Origin of the sequence: Rhabdonatronobacter sediminivivens (genome assembly GCF_013415485.1) — a bacterium.
Lineage (GTDB): Bacteria > Pseudomonadota > Alphaproteobacteria > Rhodobacterales > Rhodobacteraceae > Rhabdonatronobacter > Rhabdonatronobacter sediminivivens.
In genome coordinates this window covers 1-23,036 of record NZ_JACBXS010000004.1, presented here as the reverse complement: position 1 = coordinate 23,036, position 23,036 = coordinate 1, and the positions used below count along the sequence as shown (strand labels likewise).

Annotated in this window: 2 protein-coding genes; both read left to right on the top strand. The window is 67.0% G+C overall.

The genetic code is table 11. The features are described from left to right. Positions 1-107: 107 nt before the first annotated feature. Positions 108-635: an invasion associated locus B family protein gene (locus HUK65_RS02575; RefSeq protein WP_179904569.1), complete on the top strand. Its 528-nt coding sequence runs from the start codon at positions 108-110 to the stop codon at positions 633-635. 85 nt (positions 636-720) lie between these two features. Next, positions 721-23,036: leukotoxin LktA family filamentous adhesin (locus HUK65_RS02570; protein ID WP_179904568.1), on the top strand; the 22,316-nt coding region annotated here is incomplete at its 3' end.

Below are 23,036 nucleotides of genomic sequence, written 5' to 3'. Positions count from 1 at the left end.
GACGGCATGCGCTTTGGCCTCCTGCCTTGCGCGTGGCGGAACGTATGAAGGGGAAGGCATTGGAAAAAGCAATTTCGAAGATTCTTGGCGCCACTCTTTTGGGGCTGATGTCCCTTTCGCCGCAGGATGCCCAGGCACAACGCCTTGAGAACGGGACGCGATTCGGGGGCTGGACGGTTGCCTGCGAGGCCCTGGCCGTCAATGAAACCGTCTGTGTGCTGTCCCAGCGTCTGGTCAGCGCCGCCGATGGCAGCCTGCTGGCCGATCTGCTGGCCTTTGCCAGCACCGATGAGCCTGCGGGCTGGGTTGCGGCGCGGGTTCCCAATGGCGTGTTCCTGCCCTCGGGGTTTTCGTTCAGGGTCGATGATGCGGAGAACGGCGAGGAACGGATCGACACATTCGAGTGGCAGAGCTGTTCGCCCGATATCTGCGAGGCGCTGCTGCGGATAGATTCGGAGATCGCATCGGCGCTGGACACATTGCCGGATTGGGTTGCGGCCTATCGTCCCGCCATCGATGCATCGCCCCTGGTGTTCCGCGTCGATCCGTCCGGCCTGGCCGATGGGCTTTCGGCCCTGGCCGCCGCGCTGGACCAGCCTGACCCTTTTGCTGCAGATGCATCCGTGACGGAGTGATCCGATGACCTTTCGCCCCCGCTTCCCGCTCCGGTTTCGCACTGAGGTAATGCAGCGCCCCCGATACCGGGGTTCGGTGGCTGCGATGGCGTTGATGGTCAGCGGGGTGCTGAACGGAACCGCTGCGCGCGGCGATATCGTCTCGGATGGCAACACCGCCACCACGATCCGCGGCAGCGGCAATGTCACCGACATTCACACCGGCACCATCCGGGCCGATCACGGCGTCAACAGCTTTTCGCGGTTCTCGACGGGTGCGGGAACGGTCACCAACCTGCATGCGCCGACGGGCACGCGCGGAACCGTCAATATCGTCAACGGCCCGCGCAGCCAGATCGACGGGATGGTGCAGTCGGTCACTGCGGGCGGCGCGGTGGGCGGTGACATGTATTTCGCCAATCCCAACGGCGTTGTCATCGGGCCTTCGGGGATGTTGCGCGGCGGGTCGGTGAATGTCACCACGCCCGCGCAGGCGATGATCGACCAGATGCTGGGCAACGGCATTCCCGGCGGGCATGTCCAGCAACTGATCGATGGCGCGGCGCCGCTGTCGCCGGGGGGCGATATCGTCGTCGATGGCGGGATCGAGGCCGGTTCGCGCCTGCGGTTGCGCGCGGGCGGGCAGGTGGTGGTGGGCGGCACGCTGTCGGTGGGGGAACGCGCCACGCTTCTGGGTGCGGCCATGAACACCGGCGGCGGCCTGCAGATCCACGCAGGGGGTGGCGTGCAGATCCGGTCCGGCGCACGGCTGCGCGCGCGTGACGGCGCGGCGGGCGGGGGTATGCGTATCACCACGGACGGGGATGTAACCGTTTCCGGCGGCGCCAGGATCGATGCCGAAGGCCATGGCGCGGGCGATGGTGGCAGCATCTTCGTCATGGCCGGGCGCAATGCCTGGCTGCAGCCCGATGCCGTGATCTCGGTCGCGGCGCGCGGGGATGGCGATGGCGGCTTCGTCGAATTTTCCGGCCGGGACACGGTGCGTGCGCATGGGCGTCTGCATGCCCATGCCGCAGGCGCCGGGCAGGGCGGGACCATCTATATCGATCCCGTCAACCTGGACATCAACGACCAGGACACCGAAGGCGCCGACCTGATCCTGCAGGCGGAAAACCGCATCACCATGCGCGGCGCCACCATCACCACCGCACGCGGCGATGATGATGCAGGGGATCTGACGCTGATCGCGCCGCATATCGAACTGCTGGACGGGGCCGTGATCGACACCACCGCCGCGAATGCCGCCGGCAAGGTGACGGTCCATGCGCGGCTTGATGACCGGCTCTCGGGGGCTGATGCGCTGGCGGATGCGTTGCAGAACGCGCTGCCGATTGCGCGGGTCTCCATCATGGCCGATGGCGCGGTGATCCGCGCGGGCGAGATCGACATCCGCGCCGATGTCTACAAGGACAACATCATCGACCTTGAGGCCGCCGCCAGTTCCTTCGGTGCGGCGCTGTTCGGCCCCGATGGCAAGCTGCTGGCGGTGGAGCAACTGGTCGATCTGTTCGATTCCATCGGCGAGGGCGCGCAGGGGTTCCTGCAAAAGCTCAACGTCGATGACTGGCCCGCCTATCTGAAGGCCACGGCCGAGGTCTCGATCGTCAATTCGCATTTCACCGCGCGCGACGATCTGTCGATCCGCGCCATGGCGGAGACCGAGATCAGGATCACCCCCGAAGGCAAGCGCCTGGCGCTGGCGCTGGGGATCAGCGACACGCAGGCGCATCTCTTCGTGCAGGACAGCGCGCTGGTTTCGGGTGGCAAGGTCACGCTGCGTTCGCAAGTGACCGAGACGCAGGAGCTGCGGGCAAGTTCCGGCGTGACCGATGGCGATGCGAAATTCAACCTGGCACTGGCCGCAGGCTTGCGGCGCGCGCAGGCGACCACCGTGGTCAATGGCATCCGCCCTGACATTGCCTATGACGCAGAGGCGCTTGACGGGGAGTTGCTGCCCTGGGGTTCGCCGCTGAGCTCTGAATCCGAGCTCATCGACCCGCGCGAATATGCGATCGTCGAAGCCGCCAAGGCGGTGGAGATCGCCGCCGACATCACCCGTTCGGTGGCGCTGATGGCCGATGCGGTGGTTGCTGCGGGCGCGCCCGGCGGGGCGCTGACCCTGTCATATGATGACAGCGAAACGCAGGTGGTCGTCGGCGGGTCCATCGTGTCCGAAGCCGCGCAGATGGATATCCGCGCCCAGACGGATGTGACCAAATACGCCACCCGCGCGCGGGTCAGTTCCGGCGATCAGGCGGTGCCGGGCCAGATCACCGATGCCGATGGTCAGGCCGTGGACACCACCATGGCCGACGGTGCCGCCCCGCAGCTGCTGGCCGCCGCCCTGACCGGCAGCGTGGCCGAGGCCGATGCGACCGCCGATGCCGACGGCCAGAACGGCGCTGTCACCAATGCGGTGCAAGACGTGGCCAAGCCCGATGACAGTGACACCCCCGAAGGCAATCGCTTTGCCGTGGCGGTGAATATCGGGCTGCACAGCATGGAAAACGCGGTACTGCTGGGCGGCCCTGACCTGCAGGTGCTCGATCCCGTCTCGGGCGCGGCCTATGGCGTGATCTCACCGCATCTGAGCAGCGTGCGCGACCCCAATCCGGGCCTGCCGCATGCCGAGGATGACCTGGTCGCCGATGCCAGCAAGATCGACCTCGATTCGGCGGAATTGTCCGTTCGCGCCCGCACGGTCCTGAACGATCCGCGGGTCGAGGCGATTGTCCTTGCCGGGGCAGATGAAGACGGCGAGGCCGCTTTCGGTGTTGCAGGCGAGGTGGTGCTGATCGGTGGCATCACCGTATCGAACTGGGATATCGCCAACCGCGTGGCGCTGGAGACAGGCGCGGCATCGGAACGTATTCCGGCCGTGATCCTGTTCCCGGTCGGCGCGACGATCCTGGCCGAAACCGTGATGCCCAGGACCGAGGGCCGCGACGATATCGGCGATTGGTGGGATGAATACCGCGAGGACCTGATCAAGGTCGAGGACAAGAAGGCCGAGGCAGCGGCGGGCGCCGAGAATGGCACGGGCGCCGGGGGCGATGCTAACGGAGAGGAAAAGCCAAAGGGCCGGCTGGCGGCCTTTGGCGGGGGCGAAGCGGCCTCGCTCACCGGTGAGGCGCCTGCAGACGCAACCGAAAACGGCGCAGGCGCGGGCGGGTCCGCCCCCGATGGCGCCGATGGCGCCGCAACCGGCACGCCGGAAACCGAGGAAGATGCCGACAAGGCCCCCGCAACAACCCCGCTGGACACCCGGATGATCCTGGCCGAGGTGCGCGGGCGCGGCGAAGACGGCGCGCTGGGCGTCAGCGTGGTCAGCGCGCGCGTGGACACCGACAACCGCGTCAGCATGGGCGAAAGCGATGTCGAGGTCACGCAGGACCGGAGCCACCAGTTCATCCCCGAGGACCCCGATGACACAGACGCCGTCAAGGCGCTTGAGGAACGCAGTGGTGAGTGGCGCACCGAACTGGACACTGCAGCACTGCGCCTGACGGCGCGCAATACAGGCGACATCATCGCCGCCGCCGGTGCGCCGGGCAACAGCCTTGGCGCAAACGATGTGGCCGGGGTGGGGATCTCCATCACCTCGCTGCGGGTCAATGCCAATGCCGAAACCCGTGCATCGGGCGAAGCCGAAATCGAGATGCCGCAATTCGCGCAGCAGTCCGAGAATGATCTGGTGATCCTGAACACCGCCCGCGCGCACCTGCTGGGCGCGGCCTCGGTCGGGCTGGGCGTGTCGGTGGCGGTGACGCAGGCCGATCTGAAAACCCGTGCGAGCAATGCTGCGCGCAACATCGCGGCCAGCAAGACCGAAATCGGCGCGCTGGACCGCAGCGCGGTGGTCACGCTGGCAGGGACCGGCAGCACCGGTGCCAAGAACGGCTTTGGGTTTGGCGTGGCGCTGGGGCTTGTGGACCGTGACACGCGGGCGCAGGTGACGGCGCGCGAACTGGGGCTTGGCAGTGTTGCGGTCACGGCGGAAACGCGCGGCCCGGTGCTGACCGCCGGGGTCGCCTCGGTGCTGGATGATGCTGCGGCAAACCCGGGCGCGGGCACCCCCGAAACCCCCGGCGATGGCACCCCGGGCGATGGCACCCCGGAAGAGCCGGTGGGCGCCAACACCGAACCGACCGACGCGGTGGAAATCGGGCGCAATCTGCTGGGCGACAATGCCGACCGGGTGGCCGATGTCACCCGGGTCGCGCCGGGCGATGGCGATGGCGATGGCGACGGCACCGGTGATGGCGGCGGCAACGGGGGCGGCGGCAACCAGGAGGGGGAAACCACCACGCTGGCGTTCTCGGGTGATTTTGCGGGGACCTTCGCGGATGTGGTGACGCTGGCCGAAATCTCGCGGCCGTCACGATCCGAAGACCAGAAGATCACGGCGCGGTTTCAGGATGATGTAACCGTCCGTGCCACCACCGATGTGCAATATGGCCAGGCCAGCGCCGTCACCGCCATGGCCGCCGATGGCGTGGGGATTTCCGGCGCCTTCGGCATCTCGCTGATCGACCACGACACCCGCGCGCGGATGGTCAACCGCATTGTCACCGTCAACGAAACCGGCGCTGCAACCAATGCGCCGGGCAAGACCACGATCGCCAGCATCGACCGTTCGGCCATGAACGTGATCGCCACCGGCAAGGCCGGCCACGGGCAGGACAATTGGGGCGTGGCGATCTCGGCCAGTTTCAACCGGTTCGAGGCCGCGGTCGAAACCGAGGTGCTGAACAGCGATATCCGGCTGGGCGATACCCGCCAGATCCCGCTTGATCTGGCCATCGAAAAGGGGATCGGCGCGGTTTTCGTCTCCGATGCCAAGGACTGGTGCGGCGATGTGGAATGCGGCACCAATACCAGGGGCCGTGACACCGACATCAGCGCCGAGGTCGAGGTCAAATCCGCCCTGACCGTGCTGAGCATCGGCGACAATCTGGGCGCCGATACCAGCGCCGGGCAGGTGATGGGCGCAGTGGCCGATCAGGTGGTCGAGGCGGGCAAGGCCACCGAAGGTGCGCCGGATGCCGCCGACCCCGAAGCGACCGACACGGATGCCGACCCCGAGGAAGAGGCGAAGGAAAAGGAACAGGAAGCCGAGGGCGATCCCGGCGGCTTCAAGGGCCTGACCATCGCGGTGGCGCCAAGCGAACTGATCGTCCACGCGCGCACCCATGTCGCCGACAGCTACATCCATGCCGACCGCGACCCCAGCGGCGGGTATCAGCTGGACCGCCCCGGTGACAAGGACGGCGACAGCGACGAAGACAGCAGCCGCGCGGGCGTGATCTCGGTCACCTCCTCGGCGATCACGCGCTCCACGGTCGAGGCCCGTTCGGGGTTCATTGGCCTGTCCTATGCGCTCTCGCGCACCCATTCCGACATCGAGATCGCGCGCAGCCTGCTGGTGGCCGATGGCAATGGCGAAATCACCGTCCGCTCCACCGCGCGCGAGTTTCAGGACGTGGCCGCCCGCGTGGGCGACCGCTCCCGCTACAAGGTGGCGGGCGTTCTGTCCCTGCGCGAATTGTCGAACCGCATAAGGATCGATGAGAACACCCCGCAGGACATCCACCATGACGAGATGTTCGGCCTCTACGGTGGCAAGGCCACGCGGGTCGAGGCGATCACCGAACATGACATTGCCCTGACGGCCATTGCGGCCGACAGCAGCGAGCTGATCATCGCCGGGGCGGCGGTGATCTCGCTTGCCGATGCGGAAACCGAAATCCGGCTGGGCAACCTGCTGCGCGCCGGGCGGGGCGATGTGACCGTCACCGCGCAGTCCGATTTCACGAGATACGAGTCCACCGTTGCGGTTGTGACCGGTGAATTCAGCGTCGACGGGGTCAAGAAGGACGCCAATGAGGACAGCACCAGCCCCGGCGACACCCCGCCCGAGCCCGGCGGCAACGGCGTCAAGGCGGCGAACATCGCCGATGGCGAGGATACCGGCACGGACAGCAGCGCGCTGCGCGACGGGTTGGCCGCGCTGGCCACGAACGTTCAGGACCGCACCCAGGATGATGAGGCGGTCGACCCCAAGGCCCCCGAGGGGGACGCGGAAAACGACGGCTCCCAGAATGATGAGGAAGAAAACAAGCGCGGCAGTTTCGTCATTGCCCTGAACCTGGACCGTCATGACAGCCTGGTGAACATCCGCCTGGGCACGGACGAGGACACGCTGTTCGGCAATGCAGATACCTATGCCATGGCGGCGCTGCGTGCCTCGGGCGATGCCACGGTCAGCGCGCGCACCACCATGGGGCGGTATCGCAAGGTCACCGCCAGCCGCGCGGGCAGTGTCGATGACACCTCGATCGGGTTCATCGGGACCGGGGCGATCGGGATTCAGAATTTCGCCACCCGCGCCACCCAGGCCCGCAGCGGGTCGGATTGGAGCATCGGCGGCACCTATGCGCTTACCGCGGAAACCGCGCTTCCCAACGCCGATGTCGATGCGCTGGGCACCAAGCTGGGCAACACCGCAGGCAGCGTGGTTGCGGATGCCAAGGTGGGCGAGCTGCTGAAGTCCGACCTGCTGCCGGATGCCGTTGTGGAACTGGAGCGCGACGGGTGGAACGTGCTCAACCGCACTGACGGCTCGGCAGACAGGGTGTCCTTTGTTTTCGACGTGGGCGTGCATGATTTCCGCGTGCGCACGGTGGCGGAAATCCTGTCCGATACGCTGCTGCCCGAGGGGGCGAAGCTGACCGTTTCGGCCCGCACCCATGGCGGGATCATCGCCATGCGCGATCTGACCCGCAAGGACGCGGGCGATGAAGATGACGACGATTATAACCTGGGCGGCACCACCGCCGATGACCGGCCAAAGGCGGGCTATGGCGGCGCGCTGCAATATCTGGGCCTGCGCATCACCACCCGCGCCTCCGTCGGGCCCGCGCCCGAGGGTTGGGAAGGGCAGGTTATCGGCGACACCACCATCAACGCCGAGAATGACATCGTCGGCATTGCGGCGGCGAAATCCTACGGCAATGCCGACAACGTGGCCATCAACGCCGGTGTGGGGATCGTCAACTATCGCGGGCGCGCCGATGCGCTGATCCATGCGCGCCGCGTTGCGGGGGGCGACCCGTTCGGTGATCTCTTCGGCACCGATGTCGCAACCCCGGACCTGCGCATGACTGCGGTGGACCGCGCGCGGCTCTACGCAGGCGGCATGGCCGGGTCCGAAGGCGGCAAGCTGTCCATCGGGCTGGGGGCGGGGCTGATCTTTGCCGACCGCGATGCGCTGGCCGGGATCGTGCGTGGACAGCGCGACCTGATCGTCGCCGGTGGCAGCAATATCGGCTGGGAGGGGTTTGTTCCGCTCAAGCTGGGCACGGTCGAAATCAGCGCCAAGTCCGAAGGGTGGTCGGCGGCGGCGGCTTCGGCCGGGTCGGCCGGTGTGGCGCCCGGATCGCAGCGCGCGGATGACAGGACGAACCAGACCGACGGCGACACCCCCGGTGAGGGCGAAGAAGAGGCCAGGGAGGGCGCGACCAACCTGTCCGATGCCGTATCCAACCAGTTGCTGGCCGCGCGGCGTGAGGAATTTGCCGAGGAGCTGAGCAACCAGAGCGTGCCGGAAGAGACGCCCAACACGCCCGATGGTGACGACGAGGAAGGCGAAGACGACGGAAGCGGCGATCAGACCGGCGCGGGCAGCAAGAAGAAAACCGAATTCGGCATCGGCATCGCCGCCGATTTCGCCGGTGTGTTCGGGCGCAACCGGGCGTCATCAATCCTTGCCGCCGGGTCCGAGGTTATCGCCGACAGCATTTCCATCGAGGCCGAGAACACCGCCGACAGCTATGCCGCCAGTGGCGCGACCGTGGCCAGCGGCGGGTCGGTCGGGCTGGCCGGGTCGGCTTCGATCACCGGGGTGCGGGTCAATGTGCTGGCGCAGAACCGTGGCGGCTGGCGCCGGACGCTCGATGAGGGCGGGCTCAGCCTCAAGGCGCTGGACAATGCCCGCACGGTGGCGCTGGCCGCCGGGCGCGGCGCCGATGAGGCCGATTTCGCGCTGGTCGGCAGCGGTGCGCTGAACCTGGGCCGCCGCAACACGCAGGCCCGGTCCGAAAACAGCACGCTGGAGCTTGATGGCGCGCTGAAGATCGATGCGAAATCCGAAGGGCATGGCATTGCCGTGGCCGGGTCCCTTGCGCGTGAGGTTGCAAAGGAGGCGCGCGAAGAGTCGCTCAATATCCGGGACGGGCTGGCGGTGGTGCAGGAAGGGCTGCGCAACCGGACCGGGAACGAGGGTGATGGTGGTTCGGGCAGCGGCTCGGGCTCTGGCAACGGTTCGGGCGGCAACGGCAGCGATTCAGGCGGAAACAGCAACGGAAATGGGAACAGCACCGGGAACGGGGAGGATGAAAGCGATTCCTTCGCGCTGATCCTGACCTTCGCCTCGAACGCGCAGCGTGAAACCGTGGTCGCGGTCATGAACAACCGTGACCTGACCGCCGGGAGCGCCGAAATCACCGCCGCGAACGCGCGCCAGATCTCGACCGCCTCTTCCGCGGTCTCACCGGCGCCGGATATCGGGGTCAACATCTCGCTCCTGGCCAATATCGTCGATCAGGAAACCGAAGCGCGGCTGGGCACCGCGTTGCTTCTTGACCAGACCGAGAGTGCGCAGGTCAGCGGTGACCTGAAGATCAAGGCCACCAACAGCAGCGTAAACCGCGCCAGCATCGGCTATTCGGGCGCCTCCGAAGCCTTTGCCCTGGGCCTGATGGGGCTGTTGCAGAAGGACACGCGCCGCACGGTTGCGCGGATGAACAGCCGCACCGTGACCGGCGGCGGCGATGTAACGCTTGAGGCCGAGCTGACCGGTGCCGTGCATGCGGGCATGAAGGCCGGCGTCGGCGAGATCGTGGACAAGAAGGATGACACCGATTTCGCGCTGACCATCCCCATCGCGGTCCTTGATACCGACTGGGCCACCACCGCCAACCAGTTCGGCGTCAACCATGAAGGCGGCGATGGGCTGACGATCTCGGCCAAGGAAAAGGCCACGGTGGAGAACCGCCAGGATGCCGCGGCCAATCTGGACGGGATCAATATCACCGTCGGCGCGGCCTTTACCTATCACCGCTCGGTTGTGCAGGCGCGCGATGCGGCGGGCACGATTGCGCTGAGCGGCGGCTATACGCTCAAGGCCGAAACCGACACCACCTATCGCAATATCGCCCTGCGCGATGGCAAGGGCGAAGCCGGCGGCGACGGGATCTTGTCGGTGCTGCGTTCGGTGGGGGAAACCTCGGCCATTGTCAGCAACGCGAAGGTCAGCGCCGGCGAGATCGAGATCACCGCCACCGACAAGGCCCTGCGCGATGTGCTGGCCAACAGCATGTCGCGTGCGGGCAGCATCGGCGTGAATGGCGGGTTTGCCGTCGATCTCTACCGCCGTGACACGCTGGCGCAATCGCTCAACAGCGATCTGGCAACCACCGAAGGCGCGGTCAGCCTGCGCGCCACCTCCGAGCACAAGGCCGCCAATGTGATGGTGGGCCGCGTTGGCGGCAGCGGCGATGTCGGGGGCGTGGGCACGTTCAGCTGGACCGCCGACCGGCGCGATGTCGCGGCGCAGATCATGGGTGGCGGCGTTGTCAGCGCGGGGGATCTGACGGTCGCTGCGCGGCGCGAAGATACCTATCTGACGGTGCAGGGCACCGCTTCGACCGCCTCCAACTCGGTGGGGATTGCCGCGGGCATTCTGAAGTTCCGCGGCGCCACGCTGGCCGAAGTCGGCGATGGCGCATCTGTCGTGGTTGCCGGCGACATGGAGGTGCGCGCGCGCAACGAAACCTCGGTGATTCAGCTTGCGCTGGGCGTGTCGGTGGGGTCGGACAGCTTCGGCGGTGTGGGCTCCTTCGGGTATCTGGACTTCGGGCCCCGCCCCGCAGATGCCTTTGGCGTGGACGAGGATGAGCGCACCCTGCCGCTGCGCGAGCGGATCCAGGAGGTCATCAACGACGCACTGGCCGAGGTTGCCGATGCCACCGGTGTGAACCTGGGTGAGCTGAACCTGCCCTTTGCGGACACCGAGATCGCCGCCCGCGTGACGGTGCCCAGCATGCGGGTCAATGGCGATGTGACCATTGCCGCCGAAGACGCGCGCGAGGCCTTTGCGCTGTCGGGCACGGTGGGCCTGTCGCTGGATCTGGGCGTGACCGGCAAGATCTTCGACCAGTTCAAGCTGGAGCGCGATGACGAGGGCAAGTGGAAGGTGCGCATGCGCCCGATCTTCCCCGGCTCCAGCAAGTCCGAGGATGACCCGGACCCCGACACGGACCCCGATGCCGTGGCCGACGCGGATATCGACGCCGAGGAAACCACCGCCGAAATCGACACCCCCGCAGACAGCGAAGGCGCCGATGCGGCGGACGACGTTGCCGACGGCGCCGAAGACGGCGCAGGCGGCGGCACGGGCGGCATTTCCGTGGGCGTCGGCCTGTCCTGGGTCCGCCTGGGCGGGCTGGTCGAGGCAGAGCTGCACCTGACGCAGCCCGGCCTGAACGAGGTCGGCGCGGTCAGCGTGACCGCAACATCGCAGACCAAGAGCCTGGCCACCTCGGTGGGCGCGGGTTTCGCAGGCGATGCCGTGGGCGCGGGCGGTGCGATCACCCGGCAGGCGCAGCTTGTGCGCGCGGCGATCATTGGCCCGGACGGATCGAACCGACCAGTTCTGATGGCTTCATCCGTCAAGGTCGAAGCCGATACCAGCGGGCGCAATCAGGCCATTGCGACAGTGGCGCAGTTTGGCATCAATAATGTCGGCGTCGGTCTGGCGCTGGGCGTTCTGGACATGAACACCGAAACCCTGGCCGAGATCGCCAACATGCGTATCGAGGCCCTCGACCGCGATACCGGGGGCGCCACCATCGCCGCGCGCGACACCTCGCGCGGGCTGGCGCTGAGCGCGGGCGGTGCCGGGTCGCTGGGCACGGCGGGGGTCGCCGCGTCAATCAGCGTGGCCACGGCGCGCAGCAATGTGCGCGCGCGGATGCGCGACGGAACGGATATCTATACCGGCGGGGACAATGTGGTGGTGGATGCGCTGCGCCGCCAGCGCATGACCTCGCTGGCGTTCACGCTGGGTGTAGCCTCGACCGCGGGCATCGGCGCGTCGCTGGCCATCGCCCATGACAAGGGGCTGACACTCGCGCAGGCCAATGACAGTGCCATCGGTGCCGGTGCCGAAACCGGTGCCAGCGCGGTGGTGCGGGCGCGCAACCTGTCCGATGCCGTCAGCAGTGCCGTGGGCGGTGCCTTCGGCCTGACCGCCGGGGTCACCGGCTCGGTCAGCGTGACCTGGCGCGATGACACTGTCCGCGCCGAGGTCATGAACAGCCGGATCGAGGTCGATGACGCTGTGCTGGTGGAAGCGGTCAGCAGCGGCGCGGTCGATTCGCTTGGCGGCGGCAACGAATCCAACCTTGAGGATTTCAACGCCGTCTTCGATCAGGCCACGGGGGGCATTTCCTTTGGCGGCGTTGCCGGGGTGGGCGTGTCCATCGCCGCGATCCGGTCCTATGCCGATGTGTCGGCGGAAATCGGCGACGGCAGCGACATCACCGCGCGCGGGCAGGGGGCGGGGCTGGCCACGCTGGCCCGGACCGAAGGCGACAGCGACTGGCTGGATCGGGTCACCGCGCAGCGCCGTGGCGTCACCGTGCTGGCGGATCATGCCATCGACGTCGGTACGCTGACGGCCACAGTCGCGGTCGGGATCACTGCCGGGGTGGCGGTGCAGATCCCGCTGATCTTTGTCGAGGATCAGGTCGCCGCCGTGATCGACGATGCCGAGATCGAAAGCGGCGATGACGTGAACGTGCTGGCGGGCAACGCCACGCGGATCACCAGCTTCGTCGTTTCCGGCGGGCTTGGCGGTGTGGCCGGTGTCGGCGCTTCGACCGAGGTGTTCCGCATTCGCAAGTCCACTCTGGCCGAAATCCGTGACGCCGTGGTTGTGGCCGGCCGCGATGTCACTGTCGAAGCGGTGACGCCAGAGTCGCTGCGCTTCATCTCGGTCGCGGTCGGCGGCGGGATCTGGGCCGGGGTGGCCGGGGTGAACCAGATTGCGGTTGCACGCTCGGTCACGGTGGCGCGGCTGGGCCAGAACACGCTGGTCGCCTCCGGGCGTGACATTTCGGTGGGCGCCGTGGCGCCGCGCCGGATTCAGCAGAATGCCGCGGGCGCTGCGGGCGGATTCGTCGGTGTGGCGCCGGTTCTGGTGGTGCTGGATGCGGGCGATACCGTGCTGGCACAGACCGAAGACAGGACCACAGCCGATGACGGCGTGGTGCTGATGGCCGGTCAAGATGTCAACGTGCATGCCGAAGCGCGGATGATACCCTTTGGCCGCGAGTCGCGCCTTCAGGCGCCGGGCAGCGATGGCACGATCGAGGTCAATCAGGCCGTGATTGGCGCGGCGGGCGGTGCGATCGGGGTGTCCGCGCAGATGTTGTATACCAACGCCAGCCAGGAAGTGGTCGCGCGGCTGGGCCGGGGCACCTCGGTTCTGGGTGGGGCTGCGGCGCGCGATGTGAACGTGACCGCCGTGCAGACATATGGTCAGGACGTGATGGTCCTGGCCTCCAGCGGCGGGTTCGTGGGCGCGGGGGCCGCAGGGGTGATCACCTCCATGCGCAACCGCGTGCTGGCTGAAATCGACGACGAGGCCTTTGTCGATGTGGGCGGCGATGTCACCGTCGATGCTTATGGCGAGCGCAGCTTCAAGGGGGCGGCGGTTGCGGGCGGGGGCGGCGTGTTCTCGTTCCAGGGGGCGGGGGTGCTGATCACCTTCGGCAAGCGCGTCGATATCGACATCGACCCCAACGATTACGAAGATGTCGAGGACGATGACCTGAGCGATCCCGGCGATGCCGTGGACGATGCCCATGATGATCTGCAGGGCGACCCCTTCAATGAAACTGGTCATGACCAGGCGGAGAGAAACTACTCCATCGGGTTCGGTGGCGACGAACTGATCGACAGCATCATCGGCGAGGCGCTTTCGGTGCGCCGGTCGTTCAACATGCGTAGTTCCTATCGCGGCGAGGAACGTGACAGCATCACCGCACGGATCGGCGAGGATGCCGTGATCATGGCGGGTGATATCACGCTGGACGCGCGCGAAGGTGGTGATCTTCAGCTACTGGCGGGCGGCGGCTCGGCCGGGGCGGTGGCGGGGGCGCATGGCGTGGCGCTGGTGCGGCGCGGCACGCAGCTGTTCACCCGCGTGGGTGCGGGGGCGCGGTTGACCGCCAACCGCGATATCGTGCTGTCGGCGATCGCCGATGTGAATGACGGCGAACCCGAAGCGATTGCCGGGTCCGCTGGCGCCATCGCGGTCGGCTTTGCCATGTCGGACATCCGCATCGCGCGGGTGATGAAGGTCGAACTGGGCGCCGATGCGCGGCTGACAGCCGGGGGAGACATTACCCTCGAGGCGGAAGAGGCCAGCCAGACCCGCGCCCGCGTCACCGGCGCGACCATCGGGGCCATCGGCGCCGGGCTGGCGCTGGGCAATGCCTTCCGCGAAAGCGAGATCGAGATCAACCTGGCGCCGGGCGAAACCGCGCCCCAGCTGAGCGCAGCCAATATCACCATCGACGCGCGCCGCCTGGGCGAGGCTGACGCACGGGTCGATCTTGTGTCGATCGGCGCCATCGCACTGGGCGGCAGCAGCGCCATCGCGCGCGATTCAGCGCGCGTCACGGTGCACATGGGCCGCGCGCATCTGACCACGCCGGGCGCGCTGAATGTCAACGCGATCAACGCAGGAGCGCTGGATTCCTATTCCTGGTCGCTGGTCGGCGGGGCCATCGGCGGCGGCGTCAATGCGGCGGCGTCGCGTCGTCAGGGCACAGTGCGCCTGCGCGGCGTCAACATGCGCATCAATGCGGGCAGCGTGAACATGCTGGCCACCGACAACACCCCCAACCAGCCCGCGACGATCTTCGCGCGCACCTGGTCCACCGATATCGGCGGGGTCACGGTCGGCGGGGCGTCCACGCGGGCGGTCAACCGCTCGGACGTGCGGACCGATATTTCCTTCGTGCAGGCGGATGTGGCGGGGGATGCCAGGTTCACCAGCTCGAACGTCAGTTCTGTGGAATACACGGCCAGCGGCACCACGATTTCACTGATCGGTGTCGGCATGTCCGCGGCACGGGTCGAAGACAGCGCCCGGGCCGACACGCTTCTGACCTTCAACAGCCAGAAGGCCGACATCGGCGGCACCCTGCGTGCCGAGGCGCTGGGCACTGCAGACCTGCTGGGCGAGGCGATCTCCGGCAAGGGCGGGCTGGTGTCCATCCACGCCGCGTGGCAGCGGCTGAACACCGACAACGTGACCCGCGTGCAACTGGCCGGGAATGCCGGGATCGAAGCGGGCGCGCTGGTGGTGCGCAGTGAACGCGACATTACCTTCAACACCAGCATAGACTCGAAATCCGTCTCGGGCGTGGGGTCGGGGTCGGTGCGGTTGCGCAACAATCTCCGCACCGAAAGCCTGGTCAACATGGCGACGCACGTCGATGCGGGCGACATGGCGATCACGGCGGGCGCCGATATCACCAAGGAGGTCGACGGCGACTTCAATGGCCGCACGTTTGGTGTCGGCATTCTGGGCTCGCGCGAGGCGCTGCGCTCGGAAACCGAAGTGCAGAACACCGTGCGGATTGACGTGGCGCAGGGCGTGCAACTGCGCCAGCTGTCGAACGCGGCACGCCCGGTGGACAATACCGGCGGCGTGCTGATCGGCATCCGCAACAATTACGACATGGCCGACAGGTTGACCGCCGATGTGGGCGCAGGGGTGGCGCTGCCGCGTCTGCGCAGCATCCTGAACGTGCGCGGCGTCGATGAGGACAACGAGATCCCGGCGCTGTCGCGGATCGGGATCGACGGGCGGATCGATGCGGTGGGCGATGTGACGCTTGCCGTGCGCTCGGATGCGGACCTCAACCCCGAAGGCTTCATCCGCACCTATGGTCTGGCCGGTCGGTCGCGGATCGATGCGATTGCCGATTACCGGGCCGAGAACCTGGTCACCGTCGCCACCACGGGAAATGTTGTCAGCCGCCGGGGCGATGTGAACCTGCTTGCGGGCCGTGATCTGGAGGGCGAGGGGCAGATTGATATCTATGCCGAAGGGCGGATGCTGAACCGCACCGCGGTGCCCCTGAACCGTAAACCCGATGTCGAGGCGCGCATCACCCAAACCAACCGCGTCTATGTCGGCCCAACGCAGACAGGCCAGCAGGGCAACATATTCGCAGGGCAGGTGCGCGCGGCGGGCGATGTGAACATCATCACCACCGAAGGGCAGATCGACGCCTATGCCTTCGGCTCGTCCATCGACGCATACCGCGAGGCCGCGCAGGCCGTGGGGAATTTCTTCGGCGGGCTTGTGGGGGCGGAAGAAATCTCGCTCGAACGGACCTCGGGTGAAACGGTGGTCGTCGGCAACGTGGGCGCCTGGATCGACGGGCGGGTGGAAGCGGGCGCCTTTGGCGCGCAGCGGATGACCGTGAACTACGGGTTCGGCGGGCGCAACCAGTTCGACACCACCGAAGTGGCGCATCTGAGCATCACGGCGGATGAGGATTTCGAATACGACATCGCCTTCGGCGTCGATATCGCCGAGCAGTTCGCGGGCATCATCGCCGGGCTGCAGGCGCAGCAAGCGCAGGTGGCCGCAGACTCCGAGGTGTTCACGGATCTGCAAATCCAGATCGACGGCATCACGGCGCGGCTTGCCCGGCTGCAATCGGGTGGCGGCAATCTGGTCACCGATTTCATCTATATTCAGGACGTGCAGGCCCGCGCGGGCAATGTGAATGTGATCGGCGACTACCTGATCGGCGACGGGCTGGTGCAGGCCAATGGCGATGCGCTGATCGAGTTCATCAACAACACGCATCTGAGCCTTGACATCAATTCGATGACCATCCCGTTCGAGGAAGCGGGCGAGGTGCGGTTCAACGGCATTCCCGTCGCCAACCTGGCCGAGTTGCGCGAACGGGGCGGCGACAATCAGGGCTTCTTCCCCATCCAGTCGCAAATCGACATCATCGCCAACACCACCCGCCTGACTCCACCGCGAATTCTGGTCAACAACAGCTTCATCCAGACCGAGGACCGTCCGACCGCCGATATCTTCGTGCGCGGCGATATCGACAACCTGATGGGCAACGTCAACCTGCGGACCGAGGATGGCGATATCTATGTGCTGGGCGGCAATGTCCGGGCGCGCAACATCTTCATCGACTCGGGCGGCGATTTCTTCCTGGCGCCATCGCAAAGCGTGGTGTCGTTGGTTTCCAACCCCTATTCCACGAATTTCGAGTTCTTCCGGAATTTCGAGGAATATCAGGCGTTTGTGGATGAATTCCACGGCGGGATCGACAGCGCTGCGGCGCGGAACGCATGGGTCGCCACGGGGCGCTCTGTCCCGGACCCGGCGGACTATGCGGTAGAAGCGCCCGAGGGGATGCTGCTGGCGGTGGGCGAAATCTTTGTCTACGCCAACACCATCAACGTCGATGGCACCATCAAGTCCGGCGTCACCGACTGGCATCTGCATATCGAACCGATTGTCGATACGGTCGTGATCCGCGACGGGATCGGTCAGGGCTTGACCCCGATCTTCAGCCCGCCGCGCGGTGCGGCTTCGGGCGGCGGCACAAACCCGGACGGCACTTATGACGGGGTCAACGCGCCGACCCCGATGCCGGGCGATGACTATATCACCGGCAATATCTCGGTCACCTACGATTCATGGTCCGACAGCCTGATCCTCGGGCAGATCGTCACCCGGGGCGGCTATGTGGAACTGGCCGGGCATATCGTGTCCACCGGCAATGGCCGGATCGAGGTCGCGCACGGCTATGGCCGGGTGGATATCTATTCCGGCAGCGTCCGGCCCTTGCAGATCTCGCGGCTGGACACCGGCCCCGAAGACGGCGTCAGCGGCATGATCCGGATCATCGACCGCAACCAGACCGTCCCGACCAACTTCCAGCCCGGCGCCCGCGAGTCGGTCCCGATCGAGACGGTCTACACCATCGCCCCCGACGGCACGGTGCAGGTGTCCTCGACCCGGCCCGGCGATATCTTCGGCGACCCGCTGCCCACTGACCGCTACGAGATCATCGGCAATCAGGCGCTGGTGATGCTCGGCGGGTATATTGATACCTCCGAAGTCGTCGGGGTCATTACCTTCCCCACCGTCGGCGGCGTCACCCTTCCGGACCAGCCTGTCATCACCACCCAGAGGGTCCCCTTCGAGGCGGTGGACAACATCTTCCGCCGCGATGTGGGAACGGCGCAGGACCTGGATGCCGAACCCTATCGCTTCCGGACCTATTCGCAGTCCTCCGGCACGCCGGGCAGTCAGCTTGGCGATACCTGGTCCGAAACCACCGTATGGCGCCACCGGATCGCGGCCAACCGGCCCATCGACATCGCCTTCAACGGCTACAACTCGGGCCGGGTCGAGATCGACTCGCGCGGCGATGTGCGTATCGCCAATGCGCTGACCAACCGCACCGGCCAGACGATCATCGAAAGCGAAGGCGCGGTGTTGACCAACCGCGAAGATGCGGCGCTGAACGTCGCCAATCTGCGGATCCGTGCCGATGGCGATGTGGGCGGCGTGCTGCCCGGCTCGCCCGCCTATCGCACGCCGGAGAACGACGGGAGACTACAGCTTCAGGTCGTCCTGCCCGGCGAGCCGATCCCGGTCTGGCGCAACGAAATCCGCCGCGAACCGGGCGCGATCGGCGCCGACACCTTCATGGTGCTGAACCGCCCCGAAGGCACGTTCATCGACATCGTGTCCGGCGGGCACATGCAGATCCTGCAATCGGCGGGTGATCTGACCGTGCGCCGGGCCGAGGCGTCGGAAACGTTCGAGGTGCCCGGCGGGTTCGTCACCGGCGAGGATCTGTTCGATGTGACGCTTCAGGCGCGCGGCAGCATCCACCAGCCGACCTTCGAGGATGGTTTGGTGCGCGGTGACCGGGTCAGCCTGACCTCGGACACCGGCGGGATCGGTGCCTTTGTCAGCCCCTTCGGCAATGACCCGGTGCTGAATGTGAGCGCGGCAAGCAGTATCACCGCCCATGCCGCCGACGACATCCGGCTGGTCAACCACGCCACCGACGCCCAGATCGCATTGTTCGAGGATTCAGACAGCCCCACCAACATGCCGGTCAATCAGGTGATCTCGCGCTTCGGCGATGTGACGCTGGTCAACCCCTATGGTGCGATCCTGGACGTGAACGATCAGGAAACCCGCGACCGCCGCGCCGAAGCCGGGTTGCTGGAAGCGCTGTGGAACGAATTGCAGCTTCTGGACAACGAAAGCTGGCAGGAGGTCACGCCGGGCGAACTGGCTGCCGCCGAGGCGGCGATCATCGGCGAACGCACCGACGAGTACCTGGACTGGTGGGAAAACCTGATCGAGCGGGACAGCGCCGGGCAGGTGGTCGAGGTCGGTAAATACGACCCCGACATGGGCTTCCCCTACGACGAGGAGACGCGGCGCGGGCTGTTGCAGCGCGGCCTGACCGAGGCCGAGGTCGCGCAGATGGAATTCGCGCGCGCCGCCGATTTCCACGCGCTGGCCCCGCAGATCCTGGCGCTGGGTGAGGACTACGATCCCCAGATCAAGATCACCCTGACGCCCGAGGAAACCAACGCCCTGCGCGACGCGCTGCTGATCGAGAAATCGGCGCAGAACCCCTATCTGCAACGGCAGATCGAAACCCGCACCGCCGCCTATTTCGACTGGTGGGAGCGGCTGCAGCAGGTGGATCGCGGCGATTACGATCCGGAGGTGCAATACATCACCCTGAGCGCCAGCCAGCGCGCGCGGATGGTCGCGGATGGCATGACGCAGGCCGAGATCGACGAATTCTTGGCGGAATCGAACGCGCAATTCCATGCGCAGGCCGCACTGCATGCCGCGTCGCCTTTCAACCCGGATTACGTGTATCAGCCCACGGCAGCCGAGATCGACGCCTTCTATGAGGCCTATTACTTCAAGCCGCTGGAGCTGGAAGCGCCCTTGCGCGCCGATGTGATCCTGCCGATCACCGACACCGAATTGCGGATCGAGGCGCCGAATGTCGTGGGCCGCAACGTGGTGCTGGACGCGGCCACCAACATCGGCCGGATCGACGATCCGATCATCCTGACCGAAGGTCATGTGCTCAGCCGCGAGGACCGGCTGGCGCTCTTCGCCGCGGAACGCAGTGATTACCGCATCATCGGCAACCAGGTCTTCATCGACCGGATCGAGGATGTCGATGTCGATGCCACCGGCGTGCTGGATGCCACCGCGCGCGGCGACGGCTTCATCGGCTCGGCCATCGACATCACGGTGGGCGAGATTTCGGTGGGCGAGCGGTTGCGGCTGAAAACCGCAGGCGCGATGCATGCAGCGCAGGGCGCGGGCCTGATCAGCGGTGCCGATATCGTGCTGGAAGCGGCCACGGGCGGGATCGGGGCAGGGGCGTCTGGTGCGCTGGCTCTGGACATGCCGATGACCGGCAGCCTGGCCGCCCGCGCGGCGGGCGACATAGTGATCGACGCCCGCAAGGGCGCGGCCCTGACCGAGGTGTTCACCCCGGGAACCTTCATGCTGCAGGCCACCGGCGGCTCCATCCTGCTCAGCGATCTGGCAGGTGCGACAGTGGCGCTGGTGGGGCAGGCGCAGTTGAGTGCCGAAGGCGATATCGGGGCCAAGGACGCCCCGCTGGTGCTGGAACTGACCGACCCGGATGGCGTGAACACCGCCGCGGCGACCAATATCTGGCTGGACCTGCTGGGCGATGTGCTGCGGCTGCAGCAGATCACGGCGCGCGAAGATGCCACGCTGACCCTGCCCGGCACGTTGACCCTCAGCGGCCGCGACCTGCCGGAACCGGCGATCATGGCGGGCAGCGACCTGACGCTTGCCGTGCAGGGCGGGTTGCTGCTTGAAGATGAGAAGCGCGGCGCACTTGCGGCGGGCGGGCTGGCGCATCTGCGACTGATGGGCGTTGCCGGCAGCACAGAGGCCCCGCTGCAGACCGATATCCGCAGGCTGGACATCGGTGTCCACCCGGCGGGCAGCTTCCTGAACGCGACCTTCGCGGACAGCGGTGCCCTGACACTGGAAGGCGCCAACATGGGCACCGGAACCCTGCGGCTGGATGCCGCGCAGGGTCTGGTGCTTGATCTTGGCGGAATCGATGCCGCCAGCGCAGTGCTGCGCAGCGGCCCCGGCCATGACGTGACCCTGCGCCGCAGCCTGCGCGCGCGCACCCCCGATGGCCTGACCGTCAGTGCCGGTCGTGACCTTCGCTTTGACGGCGATGACGCCCTGGAGATAGGCGGCGCCGCCGTGCTGACCGCGGGCCGCGATGTCGCAGCCTTCAGCCAGGGCGCGCAGATCGCCATGGCCGTCGGGCGGACGCTGGAGGTTGCCGCTGGCGGGATGGTCCAGGTGGACCGGATCACCGCCAGCGCGCCGGTCATGCTATCGGCAAACGGGGCCATGCTGAGTGTGCCTGACCTGCTGGCCTCCGCGGTGAGCTTGACCGCCGCGCCCGGCACCCAGGTTCTGGGGCGGCTGGATGCGGAGGCTGTCACCCTTGACGGAGGGCAGCCGGGAACCGCCTCTGCGCCGCTGGTGCTGGCTGGGCCTCAGGTCATGCTTGAGTTGCGCGCAGATGGCGCGGCGCATCTCCTGGCCACGGCACAGGAAGGGCGGCTGTTCATCGGCAGGGCGCAGGCTGGCGCAAACGCCACCATCCACGCCCCCGACGGGACGGTCGCGCTGACCGAGGGCGGCGATTTCGGCGCCGACCTGACCCTGCACGCACTGAAGATCACCCTCGATGGCGGGCTGAGCGTTGCTGGCGCGCTGGATCTGGAAGCGACCGATGGCGCGCTGATCATGGCGCCTTCGGCGGGCATCATGCTGGAAAAAGGCACGGCGCGTCTGGCAGCGGCCGGTGATATCGTCGTGCAGAAACTGGTATCCGCCAATACCGACAGGGACGCGCCCGGTCTGAGCATGGTTTCGGGCGGCGATCTGGTGGCCGGGACATCCGGTTCGATCCAGTTCATGATGCCCGAGGGGATGGCGCGCATTGAAGCCGCGAATATCCGTGGCGTGGATGGCATGGGGTTCCAGACTGCCGTCAGCGCGCTGGACCTGACGGTGCTGGACCGGCTGGCGGTCATCGATAACGGCGGCGATCTGCGCCTGATCGGGCTGCAGGGCGGCGATGTGACGCTGGACCTCTATGTGCGCGGCGGGCTGTCGCTTGGGGGCGGGTATGCCACCGGGGCGAATGCGAAGGTGGTTCTGACCGCCACCGCAGGCGATATCGCGAATGACGGTTCCGAACCGGTCCGCCTGGGGCAGGGCGCCTATTGGCTGACGGCATTCGACGGCGGGATCGGCTCCGCGGGCCGCCCGCTGGACCTGCGCCAGCCTGACGGTGCGCTGCTGCACGCGGCGGCGTCGGGCGATGTGCTGCTGGATGGTGGCGACATGCCGCTGCGACTGGATTACGCGGTCTCGGCCGATGGCAGCGTGAAGCTGGTCAGCACCGCGGCCATCACCGTCGACCTGATTGGCGCGGCAGAGGAGATCACCCTCCTGGCCCCCGCCCTGTTCGGCGCACAGGCCATCGGCAGCGACACACCGCTGAACACCTATCCGGGCGACGACCGGGATGCGTTCCAGCAGGAAACCACCTACCCCATCTTCGCGGTGCTCGACGGACCCGAGGAGCCTGTGGACCCCGAAGAGCCCGTGGACCCCGAAGAGCCCGTGGACCCCGAGGAGCCCGTTGATCCCGAGGAGCCTGTTGACCCCGAGGAGCCCGTCGACCCTGAGGAGCCTCTGGATCCTGAGGAGCCTGTGGATCCCGAGGAGCCCGTTGACCCCGAGGAGCCTGTGGACCCCGAGGAACCTGTGGATCCCGAGGAACCTGTGGACCCTGAGGAGCCTGTGGATCCCGAGGAGCCCGTTGACCCCGAGGAGCCTGTCGACCCCGAGGAGCCGGTTGACCCCGAGGAGCCTGTGGACCCCGAGGCGCCCGTGGATCCCGAGGAGCCCGTCGACCCTGAGGAGCCCGTTGACCCTGAGGAGCCCGTTGACCCTGAGGAGCCTGTGGACCCCGAGGAACCTGTGGATCCCGAGGAGCCCGTGGATCCCGAGGAACCTGTGGACCCTGAGGAGCCTGTGGATCCCGAGGAGCCCGTTGACCCCGAGGAGCCTGTGGACCCTGAGGAGCCTGTGGATCCCGAGGAGCCCGTTGACCCCGAGGAGCCTGTGGACCCCGAGGAACCTGTGGATCCCGA

What these genes read in the sequence shown, in the direction of transcription:
- HUK65_RS02575 (WP_179904569.1), top strand. Translation starts at nt 108, where the DNA reads ATGTCCCTTTCGCCGCAGGATGCCCAGGCACAACGCCTTGAGAACGGG.